The sequence below is a fragment of the Hirschia sp. genome (assembly GCF_058892565.1).
In genome coordinates this window covers 125,774-137,838 of the sequence record NZ_JBZXVU010000024.1, presented here as the reverse complement: position 1 = coordinate 137,838, position 12,065 = coordinate 125,774, and the positions used below count along the sequence as shown (strand labels likewise).

General features: G+C 49.8%; 10 protein-coding genes and 1 tRNA gene. 7 read left to right on the top strand and 4 right to left on the bottom strand.

Annotated elements, in window-relative coordinates; translation table 11 throughout:
- On the top strand, positions 1 to 965 hold a 965-nt coding region (locus AC5EF3_RS10325; protein ID WP_493547996.1), incomplete at its 5' end, for a hypothetical protein.
- Between the two features lie 7 nt (positions 966 to 972).
- On the opposite strand, the gene msrA is transcribed toward AC5EF3_RS10325, so the two are convergent.
- Entirely contained in the window at positions 973 to 1,602 is a 630-nt protein-coding gene (msrA, locus tag AC5EF3_RS10320) for a peptide-methionine (S)-S-oxide reductase MsrA (protein ID WP_493547995.1), read from the bottom strand.
- 182 nt (positions 1,603 to 1,784) lie between these two features.
- Here msrA and AC5EF3_RS10315 point away from each other — a divergent pair.
- A tRNA-Ser gene (locus tag AC5EF3_RS10315) sits at positions 1,785 to 1,874 on the top strand.
- Positions 1,875 to 2,306: 432 nt separating this feature from the next.
- Here the strand turns inward: AC5EF3_RS10315 and AC5EF3_RS10310 are convergent.
- From AC5EF3_RS10310 to AC5EF3_RS10300, 3 genes are read right to left on the bottom strand one after another with little or no spacing between them, the layout of a single operon-like run.
- Positions 2,307 to 2,480: a hypothetical protein gene (locus tag AC5EF3_RS10310; protein ID WP_493547994.1), complete on the bottom strand. Its 174-nt coding sequence runs from the start codon at positions 2,478 to 2,480 to the stop codon at positions 2,307 to 2,309.
- Between the two features lie 6 nt (positions 2,481 to 2,486).
- Positions 2,487 to 5,267, bottom strand: a complete 2,781-nt coding sequence (locus AC5EF3_RS10305; protein WP_493547993.1) for a BPTD_3080 family restriction endonuclease — start codon at positions 5,265 to 5,267, stop codon at positions 2,487 to 2,489.
- A gap of 3 nt (positions 5,268 to 5,270) precedes the next feature.
- Positions 5,271 to 8,552, bottom strand: coding sequence for a site-specific DNA-methyltransferase (locus tag AC5EF3_RS10300; RefSeq protein WP_493547992.1), 3,282 nt, complete (start codon positions 8,550 to 8,552; stop codon positions 5,271 to 5,273).
- A 286-nt stretch (positions 8,553 to 8,838) separates the two neighbouring features.
- On the opposite strand from AC5EF3_RS10300, the gene AC5EF3_RS10295 reads away from it, so the two are divergent.
- The 5 genes from AC5EF3_RS10295 (at position 8,839) to AC5EF3_RS10275 (ending at position 12,062) form a co-directional block, all read left to right on the top strand.
- Entirely contained in the window at positions 8,839 to 9,975 is a 1,137-nt protein-coding gene (locus AC5EF3_RS10295) for a hypothetical protein (protein ID WP_493547991.1), read from the top strand.
- Between the two features lie 134 nt (positions 9,976 to 10,109).
- A complete protein-coding gene (locus AC5EF3_RS10290) occupies positions 10,110 to 10,859 on the top strand; it encodes a hypothetical protein (RefSeq protein ID WP_493547990.1) in 750 nt (249 codons plus the stop codon).
- A 71-nt stretch (positions 10,860 to 10,930) separates the two neighbouring features.
- Positions 10,931 to 11,137 carry a helix-turn-helix domain-containing protein gene (locus AC5EF3_RS10285; RefSeq protein ID WP_493547989.1) on the top strand — a complete coding sequence of 69 codons (207 nt, stop codon included), beginning with the start codon at positions 10,931 to 10,933 and terminating at the stop codon, positions 11,135 to 11,137.
- A gap of 110 nt (positions 11,138 to 11,247) precedes the next feature.
- Entirely contained in the window at positions 11,248 to 11,532 is a 285-nt protein-coding gene (locus AC5EF3_RS10280) for a hypothetical protein (protein ID WP_493547988.1), read from the top strand.
- Positions 11,529 to 12,062 carry a hypothetical protein gene (locus AC5EF3_RS10275; RefSeq protein ID WP_493547987.1) on the top strand — a complete coding sequence of 178 codons (534 nt, stop codon included), beginning with the start codon at positions 11,529 to 11,531 and terminating at the stop codon, positions 12,060 to 12,062. Before AC5EF3_RS10280 ends, AC5EF3_RS10275 begins: the two co-directional genes overlap by 4 nt.
- The last annotated feature ends 3 nt before the right edge of the window (positions 12,063 to 12,065 follow it).

The following is a 12,065-nucleotide window of genomic DNA, read 5'->3' as shown; positions in this document are numbered from 1 at the left end:
GTGTTATAGTCGCTTTAGCTGCCTGCGTAACAGGGCTGTATTTCATCCTGAAACTTTTGTGGCTTGCTGCACGATCGGCTCACCTTGCTGGTACGGCGTCTCAAGTTCGCCGTGGCACTGACATTGGAGCCCGCGTGCTTATCACTCAGGGTTTTGGCAAAAAGGGAAAAGCTGCGAGCGAATATTTAAGTGCAGCTGCACGCAGTCATCTAAAAGGTTTCATGTTTGGTGGTCCATTTGATGTCATCGATTTTCCAGCCAAAATCCGTAGTGAAGAAGAAGCCCAAACGCTTTTGAAAAAGGCAGGTGCTGATTTGGTCATGTGGGGCGAAGGCATGAAAAAAAATAAGATCGTCGCGCGTATTGCGCGCCGTGATGACACCAAGAAAACCACGCAATACCAACATCGCATGATTGTGCTGCCCAAAAATACCGATGATTGGAGCAAACCTTTATCCGCTGCTTTGGCCTATGCCACAGCTAGAGAATTACGCCCTGCTCTATCGCGCCCACAAGATTTTCGGGCTGAGCGACTAGAGCCTGTCGTCGCTTCACTTCATCAAATTCTGGCTGATAATCCCAAAATGGATGTGCATTTACGCGGCGATATTGAAGATGATTATTCGGCCGGAACCGTTCAACTCGCCATTGCCAATATTGCAGACTGGAGTGACCGCTGCGTTCAAGTGTTAGAAGATACACTTTCCGGTATTGATCGCTCAGAAACACCTGACCGGTGGGTAAAAGCAAAAATCAATCTTGGACGCGCACTGAAACTTCGCTGTGAGAGTAAGTTTGACCCGATTATCTTGCAAGAATCTGTTGGTCATCTGTCCGATGCGCTTGAAGCCTTGCGTGCTGAAAGCAAATTTAAAACAGCTGAACTTGCAGCACAAACAATTGCTGAATGTCAGAAAATGCTTGGCACGCGCCGCAGGTTTTCAATTACACGCGGCGGCATCTAACTTAACGCTAAATGCACGCGACACCAGTTCCTTTTAAACCGCAATAGCCACTAGGGTTTTTGGCAAGATATTGTTGGTGGTAGGTTTCAGCGTAATAATACGGCCCTGCCAACGAAATCTCTGTTGTGATCGCCCCGCGCCCTGCCTTGTTTAATGCCGCTTGATAGGCTGCCTTGGAGGCATTTACACGCTCTAAATCCGCTTCATTCACTGCATAAATGGCAGAGCGATATTGCGTACCAAGGTCATTTCCCTGACGCATGCCTTGCGTTGGGTCGTGAGCTTCCCAGAAGACTTTTAAAATACCTTCTAGCGTGATGATGGAAGGATCAAAGACAACATGGACAATTTCAGTATGACCGGTCAGCCCTGAGCACACTTCTTCATAGGTTGGGTTTGGCGTATATCCGCCCTGATATCCAACAGATGTAACATAGACACCTTCAGTTTCCCAGAAGCGGCGCTCTGCACCCCAGAAACAACCAAGCCCGAGATAAATTTCACCAAAACCTGTTGGAATGTCTGCTTTTATGGCTGCTCCACTCAAAAAATGGGTTTGCGCCGTTGCCAATTCTTGATCACGCCCAGGAAGTGCGCTCTCTTTGGAAACCAGTTGAGATTTGTCCAGAATTGTCACGTCAGAATATCCTTATACCGAAGATAGTATTTTCTATCAGAAGCATAGATTTAGGAACTCATACAGGGAAAATCTAGAGATCCGTGAACGAATATTCTTTGCGAAGTGTTTGAGGCCTAAAAATAATATAACTAATAACTTGCACTTAAGAAATCTCACGCTATTGTCGCGCCTTCCTCAGCGGTGAGGTGGCCGAGTGGTCGAAGGCGCACGCCTGGAAAGTGTGTAGGCGGGTAACCGTCTCCAGGGTTCGAATCCCTGTCTCACCGCCATTAAACAGGTCTATATATCTGATATTTAACGACTTTATAAAATTACAATTTGTCAGGGTAAACCATAGGGTTAGCCAAGGGATCTGACTTACTATAATTAATCTCTGTTATTAGTCTTTGCTTTGTGCGGCAACGTTCATACTATCTTGCGTCTTGTTGTTTAGAGGCATGGACAATTTTTACGCCTAGCCACCCGTAGACCTAACGTGATGTATGCACCAAGTTTACTACAATGGCGTTACTGAATGCAGGTTGAGTTTTCCATTTTTAACGTAAGAACGGACCTTATCAGATTTTTCAAATATATCTGCCGCAGACTGATTCCGCGATGCGTCCCTAACCACATGACTGATTTGAGACTTCTTAAAATTAATGCATGGTTTTGTAGTGAACCAGGTACGCATTTGAACAGTTGAACCAATCAGATTCTCCTCATCGTAGATTAGCTCCAAAGTTTAAACATTCTGTTGGCCAACAAAGCGCAACAAGTGCTGCACCAAAGGGGCCATGTTTAATGCAATCAAGTTCGTTAGCCTCAATCTCAAACTCTGCTCCAGCTTCCGAATAACGAACGATTGTGACGCCGATTGATTCAATTCTTAACATTGCACCTCACGAGGCAGAATGTCTGGCTAAAATGTCTTGCATTTCGGTCGGATGGAAAACCACATCCCAGGACCACTCCCCAAAGCCACCTGCGGCATTGACCGCCTCCACCCACTCTGCCAGCGCATCTCTTTTTACCTTGTTTTGTGGGCTATCCGTACCTTTGATCTCCAGCGCCAAAAGCTTGCCGCTGGTGAACTTCACAAGAAAATCAGGAATGTATCGCCGACGAGAGCCGGACCACAAATACTGTACTTGAAACCCGAGGTGATCGTTCTTCGCATACGCCAATACTTCAACTGATTGTTCAAACACGTTGGCGGCGTGACCTTCCCAAGAGGAATCACCAACCAAATGGCTGATGTGGGATTTTTGGGCCGGGAAGTTTGGTTTGGTTGTGTACCAGGTTCGCATTTGATCCGTTGAGCCAATCGGGTTCTCTTCATCGAAAATCGGCGTCAGGCTTGTCCTGTTTTGCTCGTTAACGCCTCGCATCAAGTGCTGGACGATCAGATCGATGTTCAAAGCAATAAGTATACGGCGACGCAGTCGATCAGAGTGAAAGAGTGAAGGAATCTCAAGCACATCCGAGTCGATGAATTCTTCGACAATCCTGACCAACTGCGCTGCGAGCAGATCTTCCGAGCCTTTGAAGCTGTGGTTCATCACGGAAAAGCCCTTGCGTGCTGCTTGAAAAACAAGCCTCTGCAACCGAAACCCATCAGGTAGTTTTTCGAGATCAATCGATGACACTTTGCCGAGATCAGTCGCGCCCCCCAGGGCGGGCGCGAGGTCGGCGCTTATCGGAGTTGACGAAGGATCAAGCTTGAGCGTTTCAACTTTCGTCCAGTCGACGGCCAACTCCCTACGCGCCACGGACTCGACGCGAACAACATTTGGCCATTTGATTTCAAGGTTTGCTCGTTCAAGAACTACCTCGATTTGTGTGGTCGGCTTTGGAGGTGGCGGTGCTTCACCGGGTTCACCTGGCTCAGAAATCGAGAGAGGCACACCAAAGACGTTGACGTATTCAGGCAAGAACAGACCATCATCATCACGATCATAAGATACACGCCTCAACCCTCGCCCAACCACCTGCTCGCAAAGCAACTGAGACGTGAAGGCGCGCAAGCCCATGATATGGGTGACGTTTTTCGCATCCCATCCTTCAGACAGCATCGCTACGGAAATCACGTTCTGAAGGTCCTGCCCTGCCTGGCCCCGCTTGCCGACATTGTCGATGATCTCGCGGAGCAGCTCTTCCTTTTTTAGGCCACCCAGCTGCCGTTTGCGGGTTTCCGGAATATCAGATGCTTTCACGATATCCTGAAGCCGCTGATCGTAAGCTTTGTCGGACTTGGCCGCATCACCAATTTCAGCCTTGTCCAGAACCTTCGAGTCCACGCGCAAGGTCTTGTTCGGAGCCTGCAATTCGGGCCAATGCGTATCGCCCTGATTGAAGTAGTGCTCGATTCGGGCCGAGGTTTCGGTCCTGTTGCATACCGTCAGCATCACAGGCGGTGAATGGTGTCCTGCTTCTTTCCAAGCCCTAGCCGTCTCTCGCCAGTCTGCTCCAAGAAGAGTGTAAGCGTCTTGCACAAGCTTAGGCAGAGCCTCGTGTGGTTCTGCATTAGCGCGGTTGAGGTCTTCTGACACAGACGGGTCGCGATAAATGTGGTAGAGCTTCGATCGCAGCGTTTTGGAATCCGGCAACGCATCGTCGCGCACAACAACGCGCGGGGTCTTGACCAGCCCTGCCTCAATCGCATCGTTCAGTCCGAAATCCGAGATGATCCAATCGAACAGCGCGGTATCGGTGCTCTTCTTGCCGGTCGGTGCGAAGGGCGTCGCCGAAAGATCAAAGCAACGCTGAATGCGCCTGGTCTTGTGGATACGGTCCAGACCTTCGATCCAGCGTGTCGCCTCGTCTAGGTCGATACCCTGTTCCTCCGCCTGTTTCTTGGAAATCTTCAGCTCAGGCGGCTTACGGTAGGCGTGATGCGCCTCGTCGTTGATGACGATGATGTCTTTATGCGCCGCCAACTTCCCCAGCACACGGCGCGTGAACGCCTCGTCCGACTCTTTGCCCTTCTGCACAACAGACCGCTGCACCTCTTTCAAAGGCATCAGCGTGTGCCAGTTCTCGATCAGCACCTCAGCCTGGTTCAGCTTCTGACGCATCGACTCGGACGGACAAAGGTTGAACTCGTCGTAGTAGCTGCCCTCAGAAGGCAACAGCACCTGCAACCGACCCTTCACCGTCAGCCCCGGCGCGACTATGAACACCGCGCGGCTGAAGTCCTTGTTTCGCTTCGGGTAAGTTAGTGCGTTCAGCACCTGCCAGGTGATGATCATCGCCATCACCGTCGTCTTGCCCGCACCCGTGGCCATCTTGTTGCACAGCCGTTCCCATGCGCCGCCATCGCCGGGCACATGAATGCCCTGCTTAAAGGCCTCCGCACCCTCGACCCACCAGATCAGCGTTTCAATGGCTTCCAACTGGCAGAAATAGAAGGGATGCTGGCGCGCCGTTTCGTCATTCCAGTGCTCCAACAGCTTGCGCGTCACGATGGTCACACCGGGATAGCCAGCCTCACGCCATTGATCCACGCGGTCGCGGATCGTGTTGACCATGGCGAGCACTTCGGTGCGCTTGGTGTTGTTGCGCGCGTCGAAGACCTCATAGCTCGCAGGCCGACGCTCTGGCTTGATCTCCAGCTTGCCGCCTTTGCCCTCGACCCAATGCTGCTCTGGCCGCTCCCACGGGCGGTTGATGATCAGGGACATGGCCTATCCCTCCAACGCGACGATCTTGAGGGACTCGATACCCCGGTCATCCACGATTTTCACCGCGATCCGCTTGTTGTCCCCCGCCTCGAACGGCAGCGATACCGTGCCGTGGAACTGCTTCAGTAGGTCCTCGTCCAACTCCGCCCGGATCGTTTTCTTCAGCCGGTTCCAGCCGCCCTTGGCATCGGCCATGGGAAAGAACACCTGATGCGGCATCAGCGAACGTTGATCGTAATCCGTATCCAACGACCACATGGCAATCTGCTTGGTGCCGCCGCCTTCGATCTCGCCGGTCTTGGGGTTGAAGTAGTCAAAGCCATGGACCTCGACCTGCCACAGCCCATCTTCGCGCTTGCGCACATCGACCTCGGGCTGGCCCATCAGCCAGAAGCTCTCATTGCTCGCCCGCTTTTTCTTCAAATCCTCGGTCAACAGGTCGGTATTCATCTGCACCTTGAGGAAGGTCATGCCCGTCACGTTCATCTCGTCGATGTCCTTGGCCGCTTCCGGGTCAAAGGTGAAGGCGCAGAACAGCAGGAACTTGGGCTTGGGCATCAGGGTGTAGGCTTCGTTCATCGCCTCTTCGACCTGGCGCTGTTCTAACGCAGCATGTTCGGGGCCAAAGCTGACCACGACCCGCTCGCCCGTATCAGCGACCGAGCCGCTGGCGTGCAGGAACTTGGTGCCGGGGATCACTTCGAATTCGGCGAAGGTCATCATGTTGCCGCCCTTGCCGCGCACGCCGGTTTTCAGCAGCTCGTCGCGCCACAGCGATTGGCGGGAGGTCTCGCCAGAGCGGGCGACGGTGCTGTCCGCCTCCTCGGACGGGAGCGTTTCGTCGAGCGACAACACTGTCGGCGCGGGCACGGCCTCGACCGAGAACGGGCCTGTGATGCGCAGCTTGTTCTTGTCGATGCGAGGCTTGTCATAGAGCGTTTCTTGGTCCGCGTGATCGGCAATGCTTTGATCCATGCGGCGTTGCATTGCTTGGCGGGCTTTGTGGAAGGCCTCGAACGGTTGTTTGGTGGCCTCTGACCAGTCGTCGGGCAGGTCAAACGGCACCTCCCATTCATGCAGGGTTTCGCCCTTAGCAAAGTCCACCGGCTTGCCTTTGCGCACGCCTTGGGTGGGTTTGATGGGCTTGGGTGGTGTGGCAGTCAGGGCGGAATTGAGCGCGTCGAGCGCCGCCGTGATCTTGGGATGATCCTCGTCATAGATCGTGTCGATGTCGGGATTGTTGGCGATGCTTTTCAGCGTGATATGCGGCACGGTTTCATAGTCGAAACCACCGCCCAGGCCCTCATGCGGATAGCGCAGAGCATAATAGTCGAAAGAGGCAGTCATCAGCCGCTGTTTGGCCAGCGTAATCGCCACGCGGCTGGTGTCACAGGTAATCCAGCGCCGCCCCCACTTCTCTCCTGCGAAAGCCGTTGTGCCAGAACCACAGGTGGGATCAAGCACTAGATCGCCAGGATCGGTCGTCATGAGAAGACAGCGTTCGATAATTCTCTGTGAGGTTTGAACGACGTAGGTTTTTGGTTCTGCAAATCCAGTAATCAAAACATCACGCCATAAAGTGTTTACAGGGGTCACTGGAAAGTCCGCTAGATAGCGTCGGTACATCGGAGTATTCCCAATCGGAACGATCCTGTCAGCCTTAATGACGCGGCCAATTCCCGTTGAATTTGACTTCCAGCCTCCCTTACCCGGCTTAAACGGCTTACCAAATGCTTCTAACTCAAAGAGGGTCGTCTCTCCAGCAGACTGACTGGTTAGGTTATCTGGCGCAAACACTCTCCAGCCATCGGCTTCGGGGTACTCTACGTCCTTCGCCATTCGTTCTTCTTGCCCAGCAACGCCTTTGCGAGCGAACTTATATTGCGTTGTTCCCTCTGCCCCCAGCGTCTTAAATGAATAAAGCTGTCTATATTTTAGTTGCTTACGATCTTTTGCAAACCAAAGAACATAGTCAGCAACGGTGGCGAGAACCTTAGTTCCAATCGCAGGGCTGCCTGCACCTGTGGTTTTCTGTGCAATTATTTCAGAACAGAAGTTCTCTGCGCCAAAAATCTCCTCAAGCATTTCTCTTACATGATGAACATTGTCGTCCGAAATCTGCACAAACACAGACCCACTATCGGTCAACAACTCCCGCGCCAGCATCAGCCGGTCGCGCAGATAGGTGAGGTAGGAATGGATGCCCAATTCCCAGGTGTCCCGGAACGCCTTGATCATCTCGGGCTCTTGCGTCAGGTCTGCGTCTGACCGGTCTTTTACGTCGCGCTTGTTGGTAAAGGGCTGAAAGTTCGACCCGTATTTGATGCCATAGGGCGGGTCGATGTAGATCATCTGTACCTTGCCCGCCATGCTTTCCTTGGTCAGGAGCGAGTTCATCACCAGCAGGCTGTCCCCCGCCACCAGCCGGTTCGACCAGCCCTTCTCATGGCTGTAGAAATCCAAGGCTTGGCGCAGCGGCAGGTTCTCAAAAGGGGCGGCAAACAGGTCCGTCTGCCGCCATTGGCTGGCCGCATCCTGCCCTTTCAGCCGCTTAGCCGCATTCGCGAGGATCGTAGCCGGGTCCACCCGTTCATGAACATGCAGCGAGACAGTATCGACCTCGAACGATGTCTTCTCCGCCTTGCCCGTCCAGTTCAGATAAGGGGCCTGCAAGCGTTTGAGTTCCGTCAACGCATCCTTCATCCGGTCCGGATTATCGCTGGCCAGAGCCTCATCAATCAGCGTCTCAATCGCCCCGCGCGCAGAGTCAAAGTTCAGCACCGGGTCCAAATGCGGATCATACTGCCAGCGTGTCTTCTCCCCATCCGGGTCAGTGTCCGCATGCACCATCCCAACCTCGGGGTTGTTCACACGCGTCTCGCCATGGCGGTAACTCAGGACTTTCTTTGCATCGGCGTTTGCACTTGTTTGTTTTTTCTTTTTTCTTTTTTTTTGGGGGGGTCTTTTAGCTTTGATCTCAGGAGCGACTAACTCAAAATCGTCCTGGTCCTCGTCATCTTCATTTGAATCATCGTCGTCTTCAGGATCATCTAAATCTTCTTCAAAGTCAGGATCATTGTCATCCTCAACATCAATGAGATCGACACGAATGACGGTATCTCCTTCGGTGGTGAGTTCCAAAATGTCTTCAGCTTCAAGCTGTTCAAGCACGGAATGAAATTCGTCATCTTCAATTCCAACCAACTCTTGAAGCTGGCCAGCTCTCAGTGATCCCCCAGCTTCAGCCAAATAGGTCTGAATTTTCAATTTGATTTCCGGATCCACAGCCTTTGCCCCCAATTCGCGTATCGATTCCTGACTAGTTGTGCAAAGGGATATATTTACTAGAAGAAAGTCAATTGATTCGCTTGAAAACTTTAAATCAGCCAGGCCTCTTTCAACAGAAATATCTGTTTTTATATTGTGGGGCATTGCAGATTCTCAGAAAGACATGAAACGCCTTACTTGAAACGCACCATATCTTGCGTTTTGTCGCCTTTATTTTGACTATATCCGGTATTATTCACAGCTGTTCATACATGTTTGAAACGACATATGATGAGATACTATTATGTCAAATGACGTTAGCACTTTTTTAAGGAATGCGAATAAGAAGCTAGTTTCTGAATTTCTTGAAAAAATCAATGCCCCACAACTAAATCTGCCAGTCAAAAAGCACGAAAAGTCTGAAGCCGTTGCCAATTACCTTGGGGTGCTTTTGCAATCTAATGATAGTCTCATAGCAAAGCTAAAGTATGAAGTTTCGCGCATAAACGCTTTAAAAAACCCTGCGTATGATCTCTATTTTGCTCAGAAAAATCTTAAGCATCCGGAGTTGGACGGTCGTGATCGAGCGATTTGGTTCTACGTCAATCATATAGAGGATTTTGAAAACATAGAGCGCCGTGTCTCTTATGATAGATTGGTCGGTTCCAAGAACCAGTCAACACTTTTTCTGACTGAAAAACTAAAAACCCCCGATTATTCACCGGAAAATACAGCTGCTTTAGAAAAGATCATCCAACAAATATACCTCCTGCATGATGGCTCGGGAAAGTTTGTTGTATCCCATGTACCCATAGAAAATTTCAACGAAGAAACTTTGTCTATTCTGATCTCTCAAAGTCCCGTCGTATTGGCTAATTTCAGTGAGGCAGGCGAAGCAAAAGAAGATGCTTTCCGAAAAATCACAGATATCCATTTTAGATATAATAAGGAAAATGGAAGGCTCCAAATCTCGTCTACCCGGGGCGGCTACAAAATTAGGCAGGAACTCGCCAATGAATTCGCGAAGTTAATTCTTAGTGTTGAAACTTCGCCTTCAGTAGATGAAACTGAAAAATTGAGGCTTGAAAAAGTTCTAACAATAGAGGAACCAGCTTTGTTCCCTGATCAGCCAGATGCTGAAGTAAAGCTTGTTGCTGCTACAATTCAAATAGACGACCTTACCGGACATTTATTCCGTGTCCAAGCCAATGCCGGCATAAAAAAAGACGCTTTGCAACGCTTAGCAGGTGAAAGCGGTGCACAACTCAGTGTCATAAGCGCTGAATTTTACATTACCGACTACCGTCCACAAGGAGCTTCAAAAAATTGCAAATTGCGAGTGGAATTATCTAAGGATGGTAGCGTGAAGTGCAAAAGCCTGAAATCTGAACAAGAGCGGTTATTAAAGGCACTTATCACAGTATACGGGTTAGACAACTGAGAGGCGCTGACATACATAGCGGCTTCTGGAGAAGAAAGCTGAACGCCAAATCATTCACGCTTGTAAACGGCGCACTATCTAATTCAGATATACAACTCCTTAATGAAGCGGGTATACTGGTCGAATTGAAACCATTGAAATTTGCAGTCTGTCCACATTGCCTTCAGCAAATACAAGTCGAATTTACGTCAGACAAAAAACCTTATATATTTTGCGAAGACGGTATTGCAAGTTTAAATCCCGATACACTGAAAAGATGGCGAATAGATCAACAGAAACTCATAGAGTTTCTACGATCAAAATTAGTACTAACCGAACAGTCTAGTCAGATAGAACAAGGTATCCAATATTTGGGACGAATGCCTTCTCCAAACGGAGGAACGCCAATATGGTGGCTAAATACCAATGGTCGTTCTGCCCCCCTTATTTATGCGAGACACTACCTTGAAACTCGATCTCCAAATGATCCTGGCCTAATTTTAGTTGATCATGTTTTGGGGTTAGCCACAGTTTGGCCAAGACAACACCAATCAGTTCTACTAGATGACATTCTGGATCTCAAAAACGGGAATCTGACGATCAACCTCGATCTGTTGAACCAATCCGTTCCCTCTACAAAAAAGACAAAAGGAAAACCTGGCGCACCTGACAAAAACTCTCTAGATCCGCTCGATACATTTCATAGACGTATCCAACAAGGCCAAGCGTTAAAAACTAGCTGCAAAGCGGAAGCGACAGCGATAGCCGCTTTCGAAGAAGTTAAATTTGGTGGTGATAAAGCTAGACGATGGAAAACAATTAGAAACGCTATAAGCGAAAGCTATAATGAATGGAAAAGATTTGGTTTTCCAGATACTTATATAAAACCACAAAACCTAGAATAATGTGATCATTTTATGTGATTCCAATATCTGACAGTCTTCATCCGTGTTCAATAAAATACGGAGCGAGACACATGAACTTTCCAGAGAAACAACAAATACCGTTTGCCGTTGCACCTGCTGAAGGGGCTAGGATAGCCGGACTTGGCCGCACAAAATTATATGAAGCAATCTCTTCAGGTGAGCTTCCAAGCTTCAAAATCGGTACACGGCGCTTGATCCGCGTGTCAGCCATTGAAGCCTGGCTCGCCTCACACGAAACAACACCTACAACAAAGTAGAAAACCGCCGCCTGCGAGCATTGCAAGGCAGCGGTATGTTTGGCTTCGATACCCGACACATACCCCACTCTTTGTGATAGCTCAAGGCTGGCTCCAGCGGAGTTAACTCAATGATAATTCACCCTAATTGCCGTCGCTGCACTCGCAGCGCTGCACAAGACCGGTTTGCCTTTAAACAGAGTGTTGGAAAGTGTGATCGCTATTGGCGACGACCAAACAATCTACGTGCATGGACCGATCTTCCCCTACTGACAGATGTTGGTCCGATATCACGGTCTCAAATCGAACCACCAAGTTTGGCCGAACGTCATGTGCATCGCCTTACGGGTCGACCAGCTTCTACGTCTCGCCTGATCGCTGAATTGGCAGGCCTTAATGTGGAGATGCTATCATGACCGCACCTCGACAGATGGATGCTTTTCTAACAGGCTGGGAGCGCGCATTAAGGGGCGTGCAAATGTGTCTTGCTGCTAGCTTTGACACACTTGATATACGCTATGCTATCGAACATTCTTTGGGCTTTTTAAATGACGCCTTGGAGCTTGCAGAGACGCAGTGTTTTTCCAATCTCGAAGATCACAATGTCTATGACCTTGTTTTACCAGAGCCTACTACCATCCTTTCACCTCTACTTCGCGAAGCCTTGGCAAAGAGGATCGAACACGTCGCCAGCTCGTCGACAAGAAGCATATTAAAAAAACGAATTGAGAGTGCAGCGACATGCTCCATTGATTTGATCGAAGACGGCGCGATCAACCCACGTTTTCTGTCTCATGTTCTAGCCATTGCAGCAGGCAATTGTACACTTGAAGGTGAGCCGACAAAAATCCGCGATATAAAGAAGATCCACCCTTTGACTGCTAAACTTATAGTGCTCAACGCGCTAGAACGCGCTTTGGCAGATAATATTGAATCTGGGGAGTGAACA

Bases quoted from the DNA above. Each gene is read 5' to 3' on its own strand.
- AC5EF3_RS10310 (WP_493547994.1), bottom strand. From the start codon at position 2,480: ATGTTAAGAATTGAATCAATCGGCGTCACAATCGTTCGTTATTCGGAA.
- AC5EF3_RS10305 (WP_493547993.1), bottom strand. From the start codon at position 5,267: ATGTCCCTGATCATCAACCGCCCGTGGGAGCGGCCAGAGCAGCATTGG.
- AC5EF3_RS10295 (WP_493547991.1), top strand. From the start codon at position 8,839: ATGTCAAATGACGTTAGCACTTTTTTAAGGAATGCGAATAAGAAGCTA.
- AC5EF3_RS10285 (WP_493547989.1), top strand. From the start codon at position 10,931: ATGAACTTTCCAGAGAAACAACAAATACCGTTTGCCGTTGCACCTGCT.
- AC5EF3_RS10280 (WP_493547988.1), top strand. From the start codon at position 11,248: ATGATAATTCACCCTAATTGCCGTCGCTGCACTCGCAGCGCTGCACAA.
- AC5EF3_RS10275 (WP_493547987.1), top strand. From the start codon at position 11,529: ATGACCGCACCTCGACAGATGGATGCTTTTCTAACAGGCTGGGAGCGC.